Below are 21,248 nucleotides of genomic sequence, written 5' to 3'. Positions count from 1 at the left end.
TTTTTTCGTCCGCGCGGGCGGCGGCTGGAGGGCCTCTAGCGAGCCGGTTCGATCACGTTGCAGTTGCTCCGGCCCGACATCAGGCAGTCCTGCATCCTGCTGGCGGCGGTGAGATCGCGGGCAAGCCACCAGCCCACGCCGAGGATCACGATGGTGATGACCAATCCAGCCATGGCGCCGCGGCGGCTGTCGCCGGAAGGCGGCTTCGGCGGAGATTTTCGCTTTCCGTCCGGTCCGCTCTTGGATGTGGGCTCGATCTTCGGTTCGATCTTGGGCTCGATCTTGGGCATGGCTGGCCGATCACAGGGGTGAGCGGGCTTTACCAGCTCTGCGGCGTGGCGTCACATCCAGCGCGATGCCCCGGCGTTACCCCCGGGTCTGCCGGATTGCATCCTTGCGTGAGGTTTCGATCGCCGGGATCGCCTCCCGGACCCGTGGTGCGCAGCTCGTCAGCACGAACGCGGTCTGGGTGCATTCCCAATCCGCCCCCAGGACGGCACTTTCGAACGGCTGCGGACGGGCGAGCAGCAGTGCGGCGCCGGCCACGGCCGCCACCGCGGCGGCGATTGCAAGCGCCTTCAGGCTCAGTCTTGAGATGGTCATGCCCGTGCTCCGTCTCGTACCGGGCGGACGCTAGGCGCCGCTCCGTGGGCCCCTTATGAGGGACATCACAATTCGGCAGTTTTTCGAGGTTACGACGGATCGTCGGGGCGGCGATTTTCGTGTACCTGATCGGCTGCGATTATAGGTGGCTTCGCGACGCGCGCCGATGTACACGCTTCTACGTCGCGCGGCGCCTGCTATGCCCAGCCGACGTACCAACAGGCAGTGATGTAGGATCGAAAGCGAGGATGACAAGGTTCGGTCGATGAGTGGATTCAGGGAACCAGGTTTTTCCGACCGGCAAAAGGCCGCGCAGGAAGCACGCAAAAATCTTTTGAACAAATTCAAGTCGCAGCCCGGGCCGGATGACCCCGCGGTCCTGGCGAAGCGTGCCGAACGCGAGGCCCTCGCAGCCAAGCGAGCCGAGGCAAAGGCTGCGCGCGAGGCGGAAAAGCCGAGCAGAAGCGCATCGAGGAAGAGGCCAAGGCTGCAGAAGCTGCGCGCATCGCCCGCGAGGCCGAGGAAGCGATCGCGAAGGCGGCCGAAGCCGAGGCCGAGCAAAAGGCCAAGCGCGACGCCCGCTACGCTGCCCGCAAGGCCAAGCGCAAGTAACGTTCAAAAGTGATGTTCAATTGAACTTGAATTAATAGCTTCGCTCCGGGGGCGGTCCACGTGACCGCCCCCGGAGTTACGAGAGCGCGCGTCTGCCTTTCGCAAGCGCGCCCGACGATGGCCGACGATCAGTTTTTCTTCATCCCGTCGTCCTTCTTCATCCCATCCTTCGACATGTGGTCCTTCTTCATGCCGTCGTCCTTGGACATGGTGTCTTTCTTCATGCCGTCCTTGGACATCGTGTCCTTCTTCATCATGCCGTCGTCCTTGCCCATCTTGTCCTGGGCAAAGGCGGCCGGCGACAGCGCCAGGCCAAGCGAGAGAGCGGCAGCCGAAACGCCGAGCACGATGCGGGTACGAATGGTCATGAGAGTCTTCCCTTCGAGATGATGTTTGTCAGCGACGGACGCCGCTATTAAATCTCGACGGATCGACCGCCTGCGTTGTTACGTCGTCGCCGATAAATTTCTGCGAGCCATTGCCGTCCACGCATTCGCCGCAATGACATCCGCTGCTTCGGATCGGCCCTCCCCGGGAGGCCGGAAGCAGTGTGCAGCGCAACAAGGCCGGCACTTGCCCCGGCAATCGGTCTCGAACTATCAGATGAGAGAATATCGGGTGAAAGACCGGCTAGGATGGGCCCACGCCCAGGTCTCGACGACCATCCAGATCAAACCCAAGAAGAACAACCGTCCGAGGAAATCACACCATGCTCACGCGCCGCCATTTGATCGCGACCGCCGTCGCCGCTCCCGCCATCCTCCGCTTCGGCACCGGCACGGCGCATGCCGCGACCACGCTGAAGATCTCGCATCAATTCCCGGGTGGCACCATCGACAAGGGCGATTTCCGCGATCGGCTCTGCCGCATGTTTGCCGCCGAAGTCGCCAAGCGCAGCAATGGCGATATCGCCGCCGAGATCTATCCGAACTCCTCGCTGATCAAGACCAACGCGCAGTTCTCGGCGATGCGCAAGGGCGCGCTCGACATCTCGTTGTATCCGATGCCCTACGCCGGCGGCGAGCTGCCGGAGACCAATATCGGCCTGATGCCCGGCCTCGTCACCACCTACGACCAGGGACTGCGCTGGAAGAAGGAGCCGGTCGGCAAGGCGCTGAGCGACTTCCTCGCCGACAAGGGCATCATCCTGCTCTCCTGGGTGTGGCAGGCCGGCGGCGTTGCCAGCCGCTCCAAGCCGATCGTCGCGCCCGAAGATGCCAAGGGCATGAAGGTGCGCGGCGGCTCGCGCGAGATGGACATGGTGCTGCAGACCGCCGGCGCCTCGGTGCTGTCGGTGCCGTCGAACGAAATCTACGCCGCGATGCAGACCGGCGCCTGCGACGCCGGCATCACCTCCTCCACCAGCCTGATCTCGTTCCGCCTCGAAGAGGTCGCGAAGTCGCTGACCTCGGGCGCGGGCGCGTCTTACTGGTTCATGCTCGAGCCGCTGATGATGTCGAAGACGATCTTCGACAAGCTGCCGAAGAACCAGCAGGACATCCTGCTCACCGTCGGCACCGAGCTCGAGGCCTTCGGCCGCAAGGGCGCGCAGGACGACGACGTCGAGGTCGCCAAGGTCTACGAGAAGGCCGGCGCCAAGGTTTCGGCGCTCGACGCCGCGACCGTCGGCAAATGGCGCGACATCGCCCGCGACACCGCGTGGAAGGACTACGGCGCCAAGACCGCGACCTGCGCGAACCTCCTCAAGCTCGCGACCGACGTCGCTGCATGAGCCACGGTCCGCTTCCGGATCGTGACGATCGGGTAAACGCTGCCGCAAGGACGGGCCTTGCGGCGGCGATCGACCGTGTCCTCGCCATCCTCAACAGCATCATCGTCGTGTTTGCCGCGATCGCACTGGTCGCGGCCTGCGCCATCCTGAGCTACAGCGTGCTCAGCCGCGCCTTGTTCAAGGCCGCCAATTACTGGCAGGACGAGGCCGCGGTGTTCCTGCTGGTCGGCGCCACCTTCATGACCGCCGCCTATGTGCAGCAGAACCGCGGCCACATCGGCATCGAAGCCTTCGTCGGACTGCTCTCGCCGCTGGCGAACCGGATCAGGCTGTGGCTGGTCGATGCCGCGACGCTGCTGTTCTGCGCCTTCTTCACCTGGAAGTCCTGGACGCTGGCGCACGAAGCCTATGTCGACGGCCAGGTTTCGAACTCGATGTGGTCGCCGCCGCTCGCCATCCCCTACTCGCTGATGGCGTTCGGCATGAGCCTGCTCTGCGTTCAGATCCTCGTGCAACTCGCGTTGCCTTTCGCCGGAGCCAGGCGTTCATGAGCGTTTTCGGTATCGGCGTTGCCTACGCTGTCGCGACATTGCTGGTGATGTTTTCGGGCATGCCCATTGCGTTCGCACTCGGCGCGGTCGCAGTCGTGTTCATGGGCATCTACATGCCGTCGGCCTCCCTCGATACGGTGACGCAGAACGTCTACGAGGAAATGGCTTCGATCACGCTGCTGTCGATCCCGCTCTTCATCCTGAAGGGCGCCGCGATCGGCAAGTCGCGCGCCGGCCAGGATCTTTACCTCGCCCTGCATGCCTGGCTGCATCGCGTCCCCGGCGGCCTCGGCGTCGCCAACGTCTTCGCCTGCGCGCTGTTCGCTGCGATGGCGGGCTCCTCGCCCGCGACCTGCTCGGCGATCGGTTCGGCCGGCATCCCCGAGATGCGCAAGCGCGGCTATTCCGGCGGCTTCGCCGCCGGCATCATCGCCGCAGGCGGCACGCTCGGCATCCTGCTGCCGCCTTCGATCACCATGATCCTGTTCGCGGTCGCGGCGGAAAAGTCGCTCGGACGACTGTTCCTCGCCGGCATCGGGCCCGGCTTGCTGCTGGTCACGCTGTTCGGTGTTTACGCCGTGTATCGATTCAGGCGGGAATACGCGGCCGCTGAAGCGGTCTACAAGAACGGCGGACCGGAAGCCGCGATCCTGGCCCGCGACGAATACACCCTCGCCGAACGCTTCAGCGTGCTGCCGCGCGTGATTCCGTTCGTGCTGCTGCTCACCGGCGTCATGATCGCCCTCTATGGGGGCTACGCCACCCCGTCGGAGACCGCCGGCCTCGGCGGGCTGCTGGCGCTGGCGCTGATCGCCGCGATCTACAGCGTGTGGCGGCCGAGCGACCTTGCGCCCATCATGAAATCGACGATCCGGGAATCGACCATGCTGATGATGATCATCGGCATGTCGCTGCTCTATTCCTACGTGATGAGCTATCTGCACATCTCGCAGTCGGTGGCCGAATCCGTCGTGGCGATGCACCTGCCACGCTGGGGCCTCTTGTTCGCGATCCTCGTCATGGTCGTCGTGCTAGGCTTCTTCCTGCCGCCGGTCTCGATCATCCTCATGACCGCGCCGATCATCCTGCCGCCGCTTCGTGCTGCCAATTTCGACATCATCTGGTTCGGCGTGGTCATGACCATCGTGATGGAGATGGGCCTGATCCACCCGCCTGTGGGACTGAACATCTTCGTCATCCGCAATGTCGCGCCCGACATTCCACTGAGCGAGGTGATCTGGGGCACCCTGCCCTTCGTGCTGCTGATGATGCTGGCGGTGCTGCTGCTGTGCTTCGTGCCGGGGATCTCGACCGCACTGCCGGACCTGGTGATGGGACCGGACGGGAGCAGGTAGCGGGGGTCACGATGGCTGAAGGGTGGGTTAGACCTGCGGATGCGCGAAGCGCAGTCGCTGGGCGTAATCCACCTCTGCTGCTTCCGCGCAGACAAACAGCGGTGGATTACGCCTTCGGCTAATCCACCCTACGAAGCTACTCGCTCTTCCGCCGGCCCTTCGGCGCGATCGTACTCCCAGCCACGACCTGCAACAGATCCTTCCTCACCGCCTCGATGTGCCGCTCCAGAAACCGGCAGGCCTCATCCACCTTCTCCGCGCGGCAGAGTGCGATCAGATGGGCGTGCTCCTTCTCCGCTATGCCCATCGCCTTGGTGTTTGAGAGCTGAAGCCGCGTGTAGCGGTCGCTGGTCTGCAGCAGCGACAGCACGATGGCGCGCGTGCGCGGTTGCGGCGCGTGGACGTACAGCGCCATATGGAAGTCCGCGTTAAGCCGACCCCAGTCGCTGACATTGCGCGCCTTGATCGCCTTCTCGAAGCTTTTGTGGATGTCGTCGAGCCCCGCGAAATCCTCCGCGGTGAAGCGTGGCGCCGACTGCACCAGCAGGCGCGGTTCGAGGATGCAGCGCAGGTCGAACACGTCGTTGATCTCGTCCAGCGACAACTCGGAAACGATCGCGCCCTTCTGCGGGACGATCCGCACCAAGCCTTCCGCTTCGAGCTGAAACAGCGCCTCGCGCACGGGAATGCGGCTGACGCCGTAGGTCTCGCCAAGCGCATCCTGGCGCAGCTGCGATCCGGCCGGATAGGTGCCGTCGAGGATCGCCTGCCGGAGCTGGTCGACGATCGCAGCCGACAGGGTGCGATGCTTCAGAGGCTGTTTCATCTGACCTTCTGTTGTCCTTCCCGACTCATCCGTCGACGCGGTCTCTCTCTTGCATGTTGCGGAGCACCGCAAAAGTGACTGCTCAGCAAACGCGCGCCCTGCCGCCGAAATGACCGCAATCTCCGTTTGACACCCAGAATGTATAAATTATACATTTAGCAATCGCACGACAAATCTTCGTGGGTTAGGACCTCTTTCATGATCGAGCAGACGATGCCGGCCATGCGCGCATTCAGCGTTCGACGCTTGGTGATCCGCGCGTCAAGCGCCCTGCTCGCCGTCGAACGCATCGCGCTGATGGGCCTGATGTATCTGCTCACCGGCCTGATCCTGCTCAACGTCGTCACCCGCTATGCGCGCTTCCCGATCTACTGGATCGACGAATCCGCTGTCTATTGCGTGGTCTGGCTGACCTTCATCGGTGCGTCCGCGATGACGCGGCTGCGGCTCGATTTCGCCGTGACCATGCTGACGGAGCGGCTTTCGTTGCAGCACCAGAAGATCGCCAAAGTGATCTCGACGGGCCTCGTCGTCGTATTCGGCATCGCCCTGATCGCCACCTGCGTGCTCTGGATGGACCCGATCGGCCTCGCGCGCGCCGGATTCGACGGGCGCAAGCTCTCCGCCGAGACCTTCAACTTCCTCTACACCGAGCGCACCCAGACGCTGAACTGGCCGACCTGGGTGCTCTATCTGACGCTGCCGATCTTCGCGGTGTCGATGACCATTCACGGTCTGGCCAGCATGCTGGAAGATCTCGAATTGGTCCCGCGCGTGCCGCCGAAGGGCTTCCAGCTCTCCGAGCTCGACGGGGTCAACTGATGATCACGTCCGCCGCCTTCATCGCCATCATGCTGGTCGGCGTGCCGATCGGGCTATGCCTGTGCCTCGCCGGACTCGTTTACATCGCGGCATCCGGCAACCCGGTGCTGTTCCAGTCCTATCCGCTGCAGTTGTTCGGCGGCGTCGACAGCTACGGCCTGATCGCCATTCCGCTGTTCATCCTGATCGGCGAGATCATGAATGGCGGCGGCATCACGCGCCGCATCGTCGACATGGCGATGGCGTTCGTCGGCTCACTCAAGGGCGGGCTCGCCTACGTCAACATCCTCGCCAACATGTTCATCTCTTCCATCCTGGGATCCGCCACGGCGCAAGTCGCCATCATGGCCCAGATCATGGTGCCGGAGATGGAGAAGAAAGGCTACGACAAGACCTTCGCAGCGGGCCTCACCGCCTATGGCGGCATGCTCGGCCCGATCATCCCGCCGTCGGTGATGTTCGTGGTCTACAGCGTTCTCGCGCAGGTCTCGGTCAGCGACATGCTGATCGCCGGCATCGTGCCGGGCGTCATTCTCTCCGTGATGTTCTGCCTCGTCATCGCGCTGATGGGATACGTCTACAACTATCCCCGCGCCGACTATCAGACGCCGCGCCAGCGCGTCATGACGATCCTGCGGACGTCCCCGACCATGCTGATCCCGATCGTCATCGTCGGCACCATCTTGAGCGGCCTTGCCAACGCAACGGAATCCGCCGCTATCGGCGCCGTGGCCGCGGCCCTGGTCGGGAAATACTGGACCAGGGAATTCGAATTCTCGCAGTTGCCGCAGATGATGCTGCGCAGCGGCATCTATTCGGCGATCGTGCTGTTCCTGGTCGCAGCCGCCGCCGTGTTCTCCTGGGTCCTGATCTTCGGCAAGGTGCCGCAGGAAACTGCGGCCTGGATCCAGACGGCCGCCAAGGACCCGGTCAGCTTCATGCTGATCTGCAACGTGATCCTGCTGGTGATCGGCACGGTGATCGACGGCATCCCCGGACTGATCATGACGGTGCCGATCCTGCTGCCGGTTGCGACCGACGTCTATCACATCGATCCCCGGCATTTCGGCGTCGTGGTGGTCATCAACCTCGTGCTCGGCCTGTTGTCGCCCCCGGTCGGGCTTTGCTTCTTCGTCGCAGCCGCCGTCACCGGCGCCAAGCCCGGCAAGATGTTCATGGTGACGCTGCCGTTCTTCGTCATCTCCTGTGTCCTGCTGGTGATGCTCTCGCTCTACCCCTCGCTCTCGCTCATCCTCGTCAAATAGTCCGTTCGAAAGGAAGCCCGACCATGCCGCTTTCACGCCGCCGCTTTCTCGCCGCCAGTGCCGCCGCATCGGTGTTCGCGCCCTCGCTGGCGCTTGCCCAGGCCAAGGAATTCCGCCTCGGACTGATCACCCCAAACGGCCATTCCTGGAACAAGGCCGCCGTCAAGTTCGGCGACGAGCTGAAAGCCGCAACCAACGGCCGGCTGACCCTGACGGTGTTCCACTCCGGCCAGCTCGGCAACGAGCCTGCGATGATGCAGCAATTGCAATCCGGCGCGCTCGACATGGGCTTCATCCAGGCCGCCGAGCTCGGCTCGCGCGTCCCACATATCGCCGCGATCAACGCGCCCTATATCGTCCGCTCGACGCCGGCAGTCGCCAAATTCGTCCGGCACCCGGTGGCCGTGAAGCTGTTCGAGGTGCTGCCGCAGGAGACCGGCACCATCGGACTCGGCTGGGGCATCACCGGCATGCGCGCGGTGTTCTCCTCCAAGGATCTGAATTCGCTGGCCGACATCAAGGGCATGAAGCTGCGCATCAACCCGACGCCGGTCTATCGCGACTTCTATTCTTCGCTGGGCGCAGCACCGACGCCGATCCCGACGCCGCAAGTGTTCGACGCCATGGCCAATGGCCAGGTCGACGGCCTCGAGGCCGACCTGGAATTCTCCTGGAACCAGCGCTTCGACAAGGTGTCGAAGGTGATCCTCCAGATGAATGCCGTATTCATGCCGATGGCCGCCGTGGTCTCCGGCCGGGTCTGGCAGATGCTGCCGGCCGCCGACCGAGAGTTGATCGCCAAGACGATCAAGACGACGCTGGACGCGCAGATCGACGAGCTCGCCTCCAACGAGCCGGCGCTGATCGAGAACTTCAAGAACGCCCCGATCCCGATCCGCCAGGTTCCAGCCGGCGACACCGAGGCCGTCATCGCAGAGTTCGACAAGATCTGGCTGCCGAAGGCCCCGGTTCTCGCCGAGCTGCGCAAGGTCGGCGCTACGCTCTGACCTCGTTCGCCGTCCTTTTCACCACAGCCGGCGGACCCAGCCCCCGCCGGCAAACTCACTTGGAGTCACATCATGAGCCGCCGCGTTTCCTGGGAAGGCGTCTTCCCGGCCGTCACCACGCAATTCCACGACGATCTCTCGCTCGACATCGACGCGACCGCGAAGGTCATGGACGGGCTGATCCGCGACGGCGTCTCCGGCCTGATCGTCTGCGGCTCGGTCGGCGAGAACACCTCGCTGGAGCGCAAGGAGAAGATCGCGATCATGGAGACGGCCAAGTCCGTCGCCGCCGGCCGCGTGCCCGTCCTGTGCGGCATCGCCGAGTTCACGACGGCCTTCGCGGTCGAGACGGCCAAGGAGGCCGCGCGCGTCGGCATCGACGGCGTCATGGTGATGCCGGCCCTGGTCTATTCCTCCAAGCCGCACGAGACCGCCGCGCATTTCCGCGCCGTCGCCAGCGCGACCGACCTGCCCGTGATGCTCTACAACAATCCGCCGATCTACAAGAACGACGTCACCCCCGACATCCTGGTCACGCTTGCCGATGTCGAGACCGTGGTCTGCTTCAAGGATTCCTCCGGCGACACGCGGCGCTTCATCGACACCAGGAACATGGTCGGCGACCGCTTCGTGCTGTTCGCAGGCCTCGACGACGTCATCGTCGAGAGCATCGCCATGGGCGCGGTCGGCTGGGTCTCCGGCATGTCCAACGCGTTCCCGCGCGAGGGCGAGACACTGTTCCGCCTCGCCAAGGCCGGCCGCTTTGCCGAGGCCATGCCGATCTACGAATGGTTCATGCCGCTGCTGCACCTCGACGCCCGCCCGGACCTCGTCCAGTGCATCAAGCTGTGCGAGCACATCATGGGCCGCGGTACCGCGCTGACCCGCCCGCCCCGCCTCGCACTGCTGCCGGAGGAAAAGGCCGAGGTCGAGGCCATGATGACCAAAGCCCTCAAGAGCCGGCCGCGCCTGCCGGATGTCGGGTTGAAGGCGGCATAGCGACTCTTACGCCGTCGCCCGCTTCTTCTTCGCGTTCAACGCGGAGGCCACGCGGCTCACGGGCGGCTTGCCCAGCACGCCGCTCATCACGTTGGTTGCGGCCAGCAGCTTGTCCATATCCACGCCGGTCCTGACGCCCATGCCTTCGAGCATGTAGACGACATCCTCGGTCGCGACATTGCCGGTCGCGCCGGGGGCATAGGGACAGCCGCCGAGGCCGCCGGCGGCAGCATCGATGACGCGGACGCCCTCCTCCAGGCCGGCATAGAGATTAGCGAGCGCCTGGCCGTAGGTGTCGTGAAAGTGCATCGCGAGGTTGGCGGCGGGAATGTTGGCGCTCACGGCGCGCAGCATGTCTTTCGCCTTGGTCGGCGTGCCGACGCCGATGGTATCGCCGAGCGAGATTTCGTAGCAGCCGAGCTCCCACAGCGTGCTGGCGAGATCCGCAACCGCCTTCGGCTTGATCTCACCGTCGAACGGACAGCCCAGCACGCAGGAGATATAGCCGCGCACCGGCACGCCGTCGGCCTTGGCGCGCGCCAGCACCGGCTTGAACCGCTCGATCGACTCCGCGACCGTGCAGTTGATATTGGCACGTGAAAAGCCTTCCGACGCTGCGGCGAACACGGAGACGACGCTGGCGCCTGCCACGCGCGCGGCGTCATAGCCCTTCTCGTTCGGTACAAGCACGTGGAATTCTGCGCCCGTCACGTGGGCGACGCCGCGCAGCACCGAATCGGAGCTCGTCATCTGCGGGATCGCCTTCGACGAGACGAAAGCGCCGACCTCGACGGTGGTGAGGCCGGCCGCCACCAGCGCCTCGATGAACGCGATGCGGGCCTCGACGCTGACCGGAATCTTCTCGTTCTGGAGGCCGTCGCGCGGCCCCATTTCGATGATGCGGACGGGATCGCTCATGGCGTCACTCACCCGCCGACTCGACGACGGCGAGCTCGACGCCTTCCTGCACGATGTCGCCGACCTTGCATTTGATGGACTTCAGCACGCCGGCATAGGGCGCGCGCAGCGTCTGCTCCATCTTCATCACCTCCAGGGTAAGGATCGGCGCGCCCTTCTCGAGCGTTGCCCCCTCCTCGGCGAGCACGGCGACCACCGTGCCCGGCAGCGGCGCTGCGATCTTGTCCGCACCGGTCTGCTCCTCGGTCTCGCCGCCAAACGGATCGACCCAATGCAGGTCGAAACGGCCGTTGCGCGTGCGCAGATATAGCTCGTGGCCGTCGATCACGGCCGCGACCTGCGATTTGACGCCATCGAGCGTCAGATCGAAGCCCCCCGCCTTCGGTACGAGCGCAAACGCCACCTCGCGCTCGCCGATCACCAGCGTCGACGGGCCGCTGCCGTAGTTCAGTGTGACCTTTTGCTCCGTGCCATTGCCCACCCGGAAGACGAAATTGCGCTGGCGCCTGCCGACCGGCATCCAGCCAAAGGTCTGCCAGGGTGACTTCGCGTCCGTCTCCGCGGCTTGCCGCTCGCCGTTCACGATCGCGGCCACTGCGGCACACAATTCGAATTCGTCGGGTGCGGGCGTGGCCTGCGTCAGGACCGCCAGCTCGCGTTCGATGAAGCCAGTATCGATCGCATTCGCCCGCACTTCTGGATGCGTGATCAGCGCCGACAGGAACGGAATGTTGGTGACGATGCCGCGAACGTCGGAATCCTCCAGCCCGCGGTTCAGCCGCTCGATCGCAACATCCCGCGTCGGCGCCCACGCGATCATCTTGGCCAGCATGGCGTCGTAATACGGCGAGACGCTATCGCCCTCGCGATAGCCGGCGTCGATGCGCAGGCCCCGCCTTCCGCCGGCAGACGCCAGGTCGAGATCCTGCCGACCGACGGCATGAAGTTCCTGGTCGGGTTTTCGGCATAGACGCGCGCCTCGACGGCATGGCCGTTGAGCCGGATCTCGTCCTGCTTCAGCGGCAACGCCTCGCCGAAGGCGACGCGCAGCTGCCATTCGACGAGGTCAATCCCGGTGATCAGTTCGGTCACGGGATGCTCGACCTGGAGGCGCGTGTTCATTTCGATGAAGAACACGTCCTTGCCGTCGGAGACGAACTCGATCGTGCCGGCACCGACATAGTTCACCGCGCCCGCCGCCTTTCGCGCGGCGGCGCAGACCGTCTCGCGCTGGGCAGGATTGAGCGTCGGCGACGGCGCCTCCTCGATCACCTTCTGGTGCCGGCGCTGCAACGTGCATTCGCGTTCGAACAGCGACAGCAGATTGCCGTGGCTGTCGCCGATGATCTGCACCTCAATGTGGCGGGGATTGTCGACATATTTCTCGATCAGCATGCGGTCGTCGCCGAACGCGGCCTTGGCCTCGCGCTTGGCGCTGACGATCGCGGGGCCAAGCTCGTCGGCCGAGCGCACGATCCGCATGCCGCGACCGCCGCCGCCTGCGGAAGCCTTCACCAGGATGGGGAAGCCGGCCTTCTCGGCCGCCTTCGCCAGCGTCGCATCGTCCTGCGCATCACCGTGGTAGCCCGGCACCAGCGGCACGCCGGCCTTTTCCATCAGCGCCTTCGAGCCTGACTTCGAGCCCATCGCATTCATCATGTCGGCGGTCGGACCGACGAAGACCAGGCCGGCATCGAAACACGCCTGCGCGAATTCGGCATTCTCCGACAGGAAACCGTAGCCGGGATGCACGGCCTCGGCACCGGTCTTGCGGGCGGCCTCGATCAGCCGTTCGACGTTGAGGTAGCTGTCGCGGGCCCGTGCCGGCCCGAGCAGCACGGCCTCGTCGGCGAGCGCGACATGCATCGCGTCGCGATCGGCCTCCGAATAGACCGCGACCGTGCGCAGGCCCATGGCGCGCGCGGTGCGGATGACGCGGCAGGCGATCTCGCCGCGGTTGGCGATCAGAAGCGTGCGAAAACGCCGGTAGAGCTTTGAGCGGTCCATCGCATCACATCCTGAACAGGCCGAATTTCGTGGGCTCGATCGGCGCATTCGACGCCGCCGAGAGGCCAAGGCCGAGCACGAGCCGTGTGTCGGCCGGGTCGATTACGCCGTCGTCCCAGAGACGCGCGGTGGCGTAGTAGGGATGCCCCTGGCTGTCATACTGCGCGCGAATCGGCTCACGGAATTTATCTTCCTCGTCCTTGGACCAGCTGTCGCCCTTGGCCTCGATATTGTCGCGGCGGACCTGGCTCAGCACCATCGAGGCCTGCTCGCCGCCCATCACCGAGATGCGCGCATTCGGCCACATCCACAGGAAGCGCGGCGAATAGGCGCGGCCGCACATGCCGTAATTGCCGGCGCCGTAGGAGCCGCCGATCACGACGGTGAATTTCGGCACAGAGGCGGTCGCAACCGCGGTGACCAGCTTGGCGCCGTCGCGCGCGATGCCGCCGGCCTCGTACTTCTTGCCGACCATGAAACCCGTGATGTTCTGCAGGAACACCAGCGGAATGCCGCGCTGGCAGCACAGCTCGATGAAATGGGCGCCCTTGAGCGAGCTCTCGCTGAACAGGATGCCGTTGTTGGCGATGATGCCGACCGGAAAACCCCAGACATGGGCGAAGCCGCACACCAGCGTCGTACCGTAGAGCTTCTTGAACTCGTCGAATTCCGAGCCGTCGACGACACGCGCGATGATGTCGCGCACGTCGAACGGCTTCCTGCCATCGACGGGCACCACGCCGTAGATCTCCTCCGCCGCGAACAGCGGATCGCGCGGCGGATGCATGTTGAGATTCGGCCGCGTGGACGGCTTCAGCGTGCCGACGATGCGCCGGGCGATGCCGATCGCATGGGCATCGTTCTGGGCATAGTGATCGGTCACGCCCGACTGCCGCGAATGCACGTCGGCGCCGCCGAGTTCCTCGGCGGTCACGACCTCGCCGGTTGCAGCCTTCACCAGCGGCGGGCCACCAAGGAAGATGGTGCCCTGATTGCGCACGATGATGCTCTCGTCCGACATCGCCGGCACATAGGCGCCGCCCGCCGTGCAGGAGCCCATCACGATCGCGATCTGCGGGATGCCCTGCGACGACATCTGCGCCTGGTTGTAGAAGATGCGGCCGAAATGCCGCTCGTCCGGAAAGATCTCGTCCTGCAGCGGCAGGAAGGCGCCGCCGGAATCCACCATGTAGACGCAGGGAAGATTGTTCTGCCGCGCCACGTCCTGCGCGCGCAGATGCTTCTTCACCGTCATCGGATAGTAGGTGCCGCCCTTGATGGTGGCATCATTGGCGACGATCACGCATTCGCGGCCCGCGATTCGCCCCACCCCCGTGACGACGCTCGCCGAATGCACGTCTCCGCCATAGAGGCCATAGGCCGCGAGCGGCGACAGCTCCAGGAACGAGGTCCCGGGATCGACCAGCAGGTCGACGCGCTCGCGCGCCAGCATCTTGCCGCGCGCGGTGTGGCGGTTGCGCGAGACCTCGCCGCCGCCGCCGGCGACCTGGCTGAGCTTTTCACGGAGATCGGCGACGAGGCCGCGCATGGCTTCGGCGTTGCGGGCGAAATCCGACGAAGAAGGATCGATACTGGAATGAAGCGGCATATGGTCCCGCGTTTCTGGTGACGTGATGAGAGGCCGCGACAGCGCGCGGAAGTTCGATACGAGTGGAAGCTTAGGCCGTTTCCGCCATCAACTCGCGGCCGATCAGCATGCGGCGCACCTCCGAGGTGCCGGCGCCGATCTCGTACAGCTTGGCGTCGCGCCAGAGGCGTCCCACCGGAAATTCGCTGGTGTAGCCGACGCCGCCAAGCGCCTGGATCGCCTCGCCCGCCATCCACGTCGCCTTCTCGGCGGAATAAAGGATCGCAGCGGCGGCATCCTTGCGCAACGTGCGCGCATGGTCGGCGCGGTCGCAGGCGCGCCCGACCGCATAGACATAGGCCCGCGTGGCCTGCCAGGTCGCATACATGTCGGCGAGCTTGCCCTGCATCAGCTGGAAGTCGCCGATCGGCTGGCCGAACTGCTTGCGCTCGTGCATGTAGGGCACCACGGCGTCCATGCAGGCGGCCATGATCCCGAGCGGGCCGCCCGAGAGCACCGTGCGCTCATAGTCGAGGCCGGACATCAGCACCCTGACGCCCTCGCCCACCTTGCCGAGTACGTTTTCCGCAGGCACCTCGCACTCGTCGAAGAACAGCGGATAGGTGTTGGAACCGCGCATGCCGAGCTTGTCGAGATGCTGGCCGTGGGTGAAACCCTTGAAACCCTTCTCGACCAGGAAGGCGGTCATGCCGCGCGGGCCGGCTTCCGGATCGGTCTTGGCGTAGACCACCAGCACGTCGGCATCGCCGCCATTCGTGATCCACATCTTGGAGCCGTTGAGCACATAGCGGTCGCCGCGCTTGTCAGCGCGCAGCTTCATCGAGACCACGTCCGATCCCGCGCCGGGCTCGGACATCGCGAGCGCCCCGACATACTCGCCGGAGATCAGTTTTGGCAGGTAGCGCTGCCGCTGCTCGTCGTTGCCGTTGCGGCGGATCTGGTTGACGCAGAGGTTGGAGTGGGCGCCGTAGGACAGACCGACGGCAGCCGAGCCGCGCGACACCTCTTCCATGGCAATGATGTGGGCGAGATAGCCCATGTTCGAGCCGCCATATTGCTCCGGCGCGGTCATGCCGTGCAGGCCGAGGTCGCCGAGGCGCTTCCAGAGGTCGGCCGGAAACAGATTGGCCTTTTCGATCTCTGCGGCGCGCGGCGTGATCTCCGCCTCCACGAAGGCGCGCACGGTGTCGCGCAGCATGCTGATGTCTTCGCCCAGATCGAAGTCGATGCTCGGGATGTTCAAGGCGCTTCCTCCGTCTTTTATCGCCCGAACCTACCTCCGTCCGGGCGCCCTGGCGGTCGAAAAGGTTGCATTTTCCGCCAAGTTTGGCGAGGATTTTTCATGCCTTTTCAAGCCGCAACCGCGATGCCCCGCCGCGCCATGACCCCCGCCGCCTTCGTCCGCGGCGTGGTCGCCGCCTATGCCCGCTACGGGCGGGACGCGGCCGAGGCCTTGGGCAAGGGCCAGGTCACCGAAGACCTCGTTCATTCCGGGGACGGACGTATCACGGCGGCCCAGTTCGAGGCATTGGCCGGCCACGCCATGCGTGAGCTCGACGACGAGGCGCTCGGATGGTTCTCGCGCCGGCTTCCTTTCGGAACCTATGGCATGCTGTGCCGCGCCTCGATCACGGCGCCTAATCTCGAAGTCGCCCTCAAACGCTGGTGCCGGCATCACCGCCTGCTGACCGAGGACGTGCTGTTCGAGCTCGCGGTTGGCGACGAGACCGCGACCATCTCCATCCGCGAGCAGCGCGACCTTGGCCCGTTGCGCGAATTCTGCCTGGTCACCCTGCTCCGCTACGTGCTCGGCTTCTCCTGCTGGGCGGTCGATTCCGCCATCGCGCTGCGCGCGGCGGAATTTCCCTTTGCCGAGCCCAGCCATGTCTCGGTCTATCCGACCATCTTCTGCAAGAACCTGAGCTTCGATGCGGGCAGCGCCCGCATCGTCTTCGACAAGCACTATCTTTCGCTGCCGTTCACGCGCAGTGCGGCCGATCTCGACAGCATGCTCAAGGGCGCGTTGCGGCTGACCGTGCTGCCTTACAGGCGCGACCGGCTGCTCGTCGAGCGCGTTCGCCGTGTGCTTCGCAACGGGCGCGGCCGCAGTCTCGGCGCCGAGGATGTCGCAAGCGAGCTGGCGTTATCAACCCGCACCATGCATCGGCGCCTGCGCGAGGAAGCAACCTCGCTGCGTGATCTCAAGGAAGAGGCAAAGTTCGAACTGGCGAAACAGGAGCTGATACGCGGGCGTGCGCCGATCAAGCGCATCGCGGAGATCGCCGGCTTCCGCAACGAGAAGAGTTTTTCCCGTGCATTCCGCAGCTGGACCGGCTCCAGCCCACGCGAGTTTCGTGGGCGCTATCGTTGAGCCATACCAGCGCGTACGGCCTCCGCGATCGAACGCAGAGGCCGCATTTACGCTGATATCGACTTGGTTCGACCTAATTCGAGTTGGTCTGGCCGCCCGAGCGAAGCTTGGTACGCGACCGCGTGTGTTTGGGCTGGAAGGCAAGCGCGTCATTGGTCTTGGCGCTACCGGCCTGCGAGCACGAGCCGCCGATCCCGCCGGACGCCTGCCGGCAGGCTTCCATGGTCGGATAGCCGCAGCCATGCGCGGCCTGGGCGCCGTTGGTGATGCAGTAATCGTCGGCCCTGGCAGCCGGCGCGGTCATCATGAGAAACGCAGAGGCGAACAGCGTCGCAGCGGAGGCGACGAACGTCTTCGAGGTCGAGGTCATGTTGTCTTTTCCTGCTTGAGGGTCCCACAAAAGAATCCCGGCATGCGACACACGCTGAGGTTCACACCCTGCATCTAGGCGGCGCACCGGTTCCGGCAATCACGGAACGGCGCATCGCAGGACTTCCCAGATCACATGTCTCAGTTACGTGAGTTACTAAGTCATCAATTCATAATAATCGAAACTTTAGTCCCTTAGCGCGTCTTCCCTGAGTTGGTGTTTTGCGCGCAACCTAGGTCGCCGGCGCCGCCAGTTCCTGCAACGGCAGCGGCACATCCTTGGCGACGCCCAGCACCGGGAAGCTGCGCACGTTCTTCACGTTCGGCATCGCGGCGAAATGCAGCAATTGCTGGCGCATGCTTTCGACGCTCGGCGCGACGCATTTGAGCAGATAGTCGGTGTCGCCCGAGATGCGCCAGCACTGCTGGATGCGCGGGATCGCGGCGATCGAGCTCTCGAACGCCTCCAGCACCGGTTGGGCCTGGCTGCCGAGCTGGATCGAGACGAACGACACCACCTCGAAGCCGAGCCGCCGCTCGTCGATGACGGCGCGAACCGCCCGGATCACGCCGCGGCTGAACAATGATCTCAATCGCCGCAGGCAGTTCGGCGCAGACACGCCGACCCGCAGCGCCAGCTCGTTGTTGCGGATACGCCCGTCCTGCTGGAGCTCGGACAGTATCTTCAGATCGACGCCGTCGAGCTGGTCACGCCCGGCCATCCCCCACCTCGTCATGGTCGTGTCATGCGAGGCAGCGAAGCACGCGGCGGTAATGGTGCCAAGAGTTCGTGAGCTCGGCGATTGGCCGCTCCCGTCGTCATGCCCGGGCTTGTCCCGGCCATCCCCGTTCTTTCAACGGCCCCAAAACGTGGATGCCCGGGACAAGCCCGGGCATGACGCCTCGATAGAGTCTGGCTGGGCTCAATGCGTCCAGGGCTCGCCGCGCCGGAACGAGAAATTGTCCGCATAGGCGACCGGCCGGCGGATCGAATCCTGGGGCTCGATGACCTGGTAGGCGATGCCCTTGCGTTCGCAATAGGCGACCGCCTCTTCCTTGGAATGGAAGCGCAGGGTGATCTGCTGCTTCATGTCGCCGGACGAGGTCCAGCCCATCAGCGGCTCGACCGCGCGCGGCTGCTCCGGCTCGTAGTCCAGCTGCCATTCCTTGGTCTTTGACCGGCCGGATTGCATCGCGTTCTTGGCGGGCTTGAAAATGCGTGCGGTCATTGGCTGTCCGGGCCCTCTTCGTCTTTTCGTTCGAATTCGATGCGTCACGGTGGCAGTGGTGGAAACCGTGGGGATAGATAGTATAGAAGCACCTTTCGGGAACTGATCAGTGATTCCGGTCCCCGGGTCGCCTCTCACCGACGGTATAGTCATTATGCTGCACCGTGACAATTGCGTACCCGCCTTCCGCGCCGGGATCCCCACCCGGCAGCACCGCCTAACCGCCCCTAGCGTAACCGTCCCCTCCGAAAGCCCCCTCGCATGGCCTTCCTGAACATCAGCGCCACCCTTCCCGAGAAAGGCCGCGACCTCAGGCTCGACCTGTTTCGCGGCGTCGCGAACTGGGCGATCTTCCTCGACCATATCCCCGACAACGTCGTGAACTGGATCACGACCCGAAATTACGGCTTTTCCGATGCCGCCGACCTGTTCGTCTTCATCTCCGGCTACACCGCCTCGTTCGTCTATGCGCGAATGATGCTGGAGCGCGGCTTCATCGTCGGCGCGACCCGGCTCACCAAGCGGGTCTGGCAGCTCTACGTCGCCCATATCATCCTGTTCGTGATCTACATCGCCTCGATCAGCTATCTGGCGCTGCGCTTCGGCGACTCCGAGATGATCAACGAGTTCAACGTCGCCGGCCTCGTCGACAACGCCACGGAGACGCTGCGCCAGGGCCTGTTCCTGCGCTTCAAGCCGCTCAATCTCGACGTGCTGCCGCTCTACATCGTGCTGATGGGGCTGTTTCCGCCGGTGCTGTGGTTCATGCTGCGCAAGCCCGATCTGACGATGGCACTGTCGATCGTGCTGTGGCTCACCGCGCGCCACTATGGCCTGAATCTGACCGCCTATCCGGCCGGCCAGTGGTATTTCAACCCATATGCCTGGCAGGTGCTGTTCGTGTTCGGCGCCTGGTGCGCGATGGGCGGGGCACGGCGCTCGATGACGATAATCAATTCGCCGATCACGCTCTGGCTCTGCATCGGCTATCTTATCTTCGCGCTGGTCATGACCATGGCGGGCCGCTTCCCGACCCTCGGCGGCATGTTCCCGGAATGGCTGTTCTCTGCGTTCAACCCGAACGACAAGACCAACCTTGCGCCCTATCGCTTCATCCACTTCGTCGTGATCGTGATCATGGTGATCCGCTTCGTCCCGAAGGAGTGGCCGGGCCTGGAGTGGAAAGTGTTCGACCCGCTGATCGTCTGCGGCCAGCAGTCGCTCGCCGTGTTCTGCGTCGGCGTGTTCCTGTCCTTCGTCGGCCATTTCGAACTGTCGATGAGCTCGGGCTCGCTGCTGGCACAGATCTTCGTCAGCGTCGCCGGCATCGCGATCATGACCACGGTCGCCTACTATATCTCGTGGTCGAAGAAGCAGGACAAGCCGCTGAAGCCGCCGCCGGCCAAGCCGGTGGCCGCGTCGACCGCCAAGGCCGCATGAGCCCGCGACGCGCCTGCCCTCCAGGCGCGTCGTGGGGTTGGCCGTTCCGTTTCCGGCTGGTCCGGATCCGATTGACCTGCGTCAACCAAAGGGGCCGCCGGCCGGCCTAGTGTCGGCCCGACATGCGCCGCCACATCAAAGTCGGCGTCTTCCCCTGGACAAGGCCCAAACACATGCCCTCTCATTTTCACGCCGTGGTCTGGATCGACCATTCCCAGGCCAAGATCTTTCATCTCGGCTTGAACGGCTCCGACGAAGTTACGCTGCATCCGCAACTGGCGACGCGTCATCTTCATCACAAGGCCAACGAGATCGGCAGCGGTCATGCCGCTCCCAACAAGCCGTTCTACACCGACGTGACCAAAGCGCTCTCCGATGCCGGGGAAGTCCTGATCATCGGACCGGCAAGCGCGAAGACGGAGCTCGCCAGCCACATTCGCGCACACGCGCCCGAGATAGCCAAGCGGATCGTCGCGGTGGAAGCGGCCGATCATCCCTCGGACAACGAAATCGTCGCCTATGCGAAACGGCATTTCAAATTGCCGCTGCCGCGTGTGCAGGCTCCGGGGTAGCCTCCGAGCAGCACCGGACTAAGACGAGGCGGTCTTCTAGGCCGCCTCTTCGCTGTCGAACTCCGTGAACTTCTTGTAGATCCAGTCGCGGCCGTCGTGGCGGCGCCAGACCTTGCCATAGACGAGCTGCCCGTTGATCGAGCGGCGCGGCAGGACCACGGTCCAGAGATGCCAGATCTCGGTCCAGCTCGACTGCCGACTGACGGTTCGGTCGTTGCGATCGAAAGACATGACGCAGAACTCACAGGATACGAGCGCCGCGACGAACCGTGCTGCTGTGTGAGCACGGATTTCAGGCAGCCGTCGCGAGCCGGGACCGATCTGATAACAGCCGCCGAAACGGCCGCAACAACCGCTCGGCCTTAACCTAACCGGTCAACCTTACTTCCCGTGTACAGCGGGCCAGACCGGTTGAAAGCCCGCGTCGATTTTCCTAGAATGCATGCGTGATTTGAGAATGAGCGCGCCGTTTGGGCGTGAAGCGATTTTGAACTGACATTTTTGAAAAGAATTGACGGGATCGGGGCGACCAAAATGAATTTGCAGTGTCCATGGCTAAGCTTGGCGGTGCGATCGACGCCGCCAGCTCCGCCCATCAGGATGTCCGTCCAGCAGCTCCCCAGGGCAGCCAACGACAACCAGATCGTCTGGCCGTTCCTGCCGTTTCCGTTCGGCTGGTACGCAACGAACTGATCCCAGGAAAGCGCAACGCCGCGCAAGCGGAATATCATCGCTTGGCGGCGTCCGTTAGGTATTGGGCGCTGAAATCCCCCAATACTGATTGGTCTACGGCGACAGCCAAAGGTTCGATCGGTTTTGGCAATTTTGCGCCGCTCCGCTGGCCATAATCCCTTGAAATATCGCGCAGAAGTGGCGTTTTCATCAGAACAAGCGCTCAGGCTTTGGGCGCGGAACACACGCATGCCGGGACGCCACAGTCCGCCCCGCAATCGGGGACCGG

The 21,248-nt window shown here is 64.3% G+C and carries 22 protein-coding genes and 2 pseudogenes; 12 read left to right on the top strand and 12 right to left on the bottom strand.

The genetic code is table 11. The features are described 5' to 3' along the window. Positions 1 to 35: 35 nt before the first annotated feature. Positions 36 to 290, bottom strand: coding sequence for a hypothetical protein (locus ACQ86E_RS30555; RefSeq protein ID WP_431203124.1), 255 nt, complete (start codon positions 288 to 290; stop codon positions 36 to 38). A 76-nt stretch (positions 291 to 366) separates the two neighbouring features. Beyond that, positions 367 to 603 (bottom strand): hypothetical protein, encoded by a 237-nt coding sequence (locus tag ACQ86E_RS30550; protein ID WP_431203123.1) that lies wholly within the window; start codon positions 601 to 603, stop codon positions 367 to 369. Positions 604 to 868: 265 nt separating this feature from the next. Here ACQ86E_RS30550 and ACQ86E_RS30545 point away from each other — a divergent pair. After that, positions 869 to 1,215: pseudogene (locus ACQ86E_RS30545) on the top strand (DUF6481 family protein). 128 nt (positions 1,216 to 1,343) lie between these two features. Here the strand turns inward: ACQ86E_RS30545 and ACQ86E_RS30540 are convergent. Further along, complete coding sequence (locus ACQ86E_RS30540; protein ID WP_431203122.1) at positions 1,344 to 1,583, bottom strand: pentapeptide MXKDX repeat protein; 240 nt, start codon at positions 1,581 to 1,583, stop codon at positions 1,344 to 1,346. Between the two features lie 341 nt (positions 1,584 to 1,924). Between ACQ86E_RS30540 and dctP the strand changes: the two genes are divergently transcribed. The 3 genes from dctP to ACQ86E_RS30525 are packed head-to-tail and all read left to right on the top strand — an operon-like array spanning position 1,925 to position 4,853. Then, positions 1,925 to 2,947 carry a TRAP transporter substrate-binding protein DctP gene (gene dctP, locus ACQ86E_RS30535; protein ID WP_431203121.1) on the top strand — a complete coding sequence of 341 codons (1,023 nt, stop codon included), beginning with the start codon at positions 1,925 to 1,927 and terminating at the stop codon, positions 2,945 to 2,947. Next, positions 2,944 to 3,498: a TRAP transporter small permease gene (locus tag ACQ86E_RS30530; RefSeq protein ID WP_431203120.1), complete on the top strand. Its 555-nt coding sequence runs from the start codon at positions 2,944 to 2,946 to the stop codon at positions 3,496 to 3,498. The genes dctP and ACQ86E_RS30530 overlap by 4 nt, the downstream gene beginning before the upstream one ends. Continuing rightward, complete coding sequence (locus ACQ86E_RS30525) at positions 3,495 to 4,853, top strand: TRAP transporter large permease (protein WP_431203119.1); 1,359 nt, start codon at positions 3,495 to 3,497, stop codon at positions 4,851 to 4,853. The genes ACQ86E_RS30530 and ACQ86E_RS30525 overlap by 4 nt, the downstream gene beginning before the upstream one ends. Positions 4,854 to 4,989: 136 nt before the next feature. Here ACQ86E_RS30525 and ACQ86E_RS30520 read toward each other — a convergent pair whose 3' ends face one another. Continuing rightward, positions 4,990 to 5,679, bottom strand: a complete 690-nt coding sequence (locus ACQ86E_RS30520; RefSeq protein ID WP_431203118.1) for a GntR family transcriptional regulator — start codon at positions 5,677 to 5,679, stop codon at positions 4,990 to 4,992. A 213-nt stretch (positions 5,680 to 5,892) separates the two neighbouring features. Here ACQ86E_RS30520 and ACQ86E_RS30515 point away from each other — a divergent pair, with 213 nt between their 5' ends. From ACQ86E_RS30515 to ACQ86E_RS30500, 4 genes are all read left to right on the top strand, one after another. Beyond that, positions 5,893 to 6,501 (top strand): TRAP transporter small permease, encoded by a 609-nt coding sequence (locus ACQ86E_RS30515; protein ID WP_431206605.1) that lies wholly within the window; start codon positions 5,893 to 5,895, stop codon positions 6,499 to 6,501. Next, positions 6,501 to 7,766, top strand: coding sequence for a TRAP transporter large permease (locus tag ACQ86E_RS30510; protein ID WP_431203117.1), 1,266 nt, complete (start codon positions 6,501 to 6,503; stop codon positions 7,764 to 7,766). Before ACQ86E_RS30515 ends, ACQ86E_RS30510 begins: the two co-directional genes overlap by 1 nt. 23 nt (positions 7,767 to 7,789) lie before the next feature. Continuing rightward, positions 7,790 to 8,773, top strand: coding sequence for a TRAP transporter substrate-binding protein (locus ACQ86E_RS30505; protein WP_431203116.1), 984 nt, complete (start codon positions 7,790 to 7,792; stop codon positions 8,771 to 8,773). A 72-nt stretch (positions 8,774 to 8,845) separates the two neighbouring features. Beyond that, the gene (locus ACQ86E_RS30500; protein WP_431203115.1) at positions 8,846 to 9,772 is read left to right on the top strand and encodes a dihydrodipicolinate synthase family protein; all 927 of its coding nucleotides are present in this window, start codon (positions 8,846 to 8,848) and stop codon (positions 9,770 to 9,772) included. Positions 9,773 to 9,778: 6 nt separating this feature from the next. Here the strand turns inward: ACQ86E_RS30500 and ACQ86E_RS30495 are convergent, their stop codons facing one another. The 4 genes and pseudogenes from ACQ86E_RS30495 to ACQ86E_RS30480 form a co-directional block, all read right to left on the bottom strand. Beyond that, entirely contained in the window at positions 9,779 to 10,690 is a 912-nt protein-coding gene (locus ACQ86E_RS30495) for a hydroxymethylglutaryl-CoA lyase (protein WP_431203114.1), read from the bottom strand. A 4-nt stretch (positions 10,691 to 10,694) separates the two neighbouring features. Beyond that, a pseudogene (locus ACQ86E_RS30490) lies at positions 10,695 to 12,697 on the bottom strand (acetyl/propionyl/methylcrotonyl-CoA carboxylase subunit alpha). A 4-nt stretch (positions 12,698 to 12,701) separates the two neighbouring features. Continuing rightward, positions 12,702 to 14,306, bottom strand: coding sequence for a carboxyl transferase domain-containing protein (locus ACQ86E_RS30485; protein WP_431203113.1), 1,605 nt, complete (start codon positions 14,304 to 14,306; stop codon positions 12,702 to 12,704). A 70-nt stretch (positions 14,307 to 14,376) separates the two neighbouring features. Then, complete coding sequence (locus ACQ86E_RS30480) at positions 14,377 to 15,504, bottom strand: isovaleryl-CoA dehydrogenase (RefSeq protein WP_431206604.1); 1,128 nt, start codon at positions 15,502 to 15,504, stop codon at positions 14,377 to 14,379. A 144-nt stretch (positions 15,505 to 15,648) separates the two neighbouring features. Between ACQ86E_RS30480 and ACQ86E_RS30475 the strand changes: the two genes are divergently transcribed. Continuing rightward, on the top strand, positions 15,649 to 16,677 hold the full coding sequence (locus tag ACQ86E_RS30475) for an AraC family transcriptional regulator (RefSeq protein ID WP_431203112.1): 1,029 nt from the start codon (positions 15,649 to 15,651) through the stop codon (positions 16,675 to 16,677). A gap of 73 nt (positions 16,678 to 16,750) precedes the next feature. Here the strand turns inward: ACQ86E_RS30475 and ACQ86E_RS30470 are convergent, their stop codons facing one another. The 3 genes from ACQ86E_RS30470 to ACQ86E_RS30460 form a co-directional block, all read right to left on the bottom strand. Next, positions 16,751 to 17,047, bottom strand: a complete 297-nt coding sequence (locus ACQ86E_RS30470) for a DUF3551 domain-containing protein (RefSeq protein ID WP_431203111.1) — start codon at positions 17,045 to 17,047, stop codon at positions 16,751 to 16,753. Positions 17,048 to 17,279: 232 nt separating this feature from the next. After that, positions 17,280 to 17,768, bottom strand: coding sequence for an Lrp/AsnC family transcriptional regulator (locus tag ACQ86E_RS30465; protein ID WP_431203110.1), 489 nt, complete (start codon positions 17,766 to 17,768; stop codon positions 17,280 to 17,282). A gap of 201 nt (positions 17,769 to 17,969) precedes the next feature. Beyond that, positions 17,970 to 18,275, bottom strand: coding sequence for an ETC complex I subunit (locus tag ACQ86E_RS30460; protein WP_018323123.1), 306 nt, complete (start codon positions 18,273 to 18,275; stop codon positions 17,970 to 17,972). Positions 18,276 to 18,536: 261 nt separating this feature from the next. On the opposite strand from ACQ86E_RS30460, the gene ACQ86E_RS30455 reads away from it, so the two are divergent. Both ACQ86E_RS30455 and ACQ86E_RS30450 read left to right on the top strand, forming a co-directional pair. Next, positions 18,537 to 19,715, top strand: a complete 1,179-nt coding sequence (locus tag ACQ86E_RS30455; protein WP_431203109.1) for an OpgC domain-containing protein — start codon at positions 18,537 to 18,539, stop codon at positions 19,713 to 19,715. 173 nt (positions 19,716 to 19,888) lie between these two features. Next, positions 19,889 to 20,287, top strand: coding sequence for a translational machinery protein (locus ACQ86E_RS30450; RefSeq protein WP_431203108.1), 399 nt, complete (start codon positions 19,889 to 19,891; stop codon positions 20,285 to 20,287). Positions 20,288 to 20,323: 36 nt separating this feature from the next. Here the strand turns inward: ACQ86E_RS30450 and ACQ86E_RS30445 are convergent, their stop codons facing one another. Continuing rightward, complete coding sequence (locus ACQ86E_RS30445) at positions 20,324 to 20,518, bottom strand: hypothetical protein (RefSeq protein ID WP_431203107.1); 195 nt, start codon at positions 20,516 to 20,518, stop codon at positions 20,324 to 20,326. 320 nt (positions 20,519 to 20,838) lie between these two features. Between ACQ86E_RS30445 and ACQ86E_RS30440 the strand changes: the two genes are divergently transcribed. Further along, entirely contained in the window at positions 20,839 to 21,135 is a 297-nt protein-coding gene (locus tag ACQ86E_RS30440; RefSeq protein ID WP_431203106.1) for a hypothetical protein, read from the top strand. The last annotated feature ends 113 nt before the right edge of the window (positions 21,136 to 21,248 follow it).

It is taken from the genome of Bradyrhizobium betae (assembly GCF_050632175.1).
In the GTDB taxonomy this organism is placed as follows: Bacteria; Pseudomonadota; Alphaproteobacteria; order Rhizobiales; family Xanthobacteraceae; genus Bradyrhizobium; species Bradyrhizobium betae_B.
The sequence above is the reverse complement of the archived record's forward strand: the minus strand, read 5'-3'. Positions and strand labels throughout refer to the sequence as shown.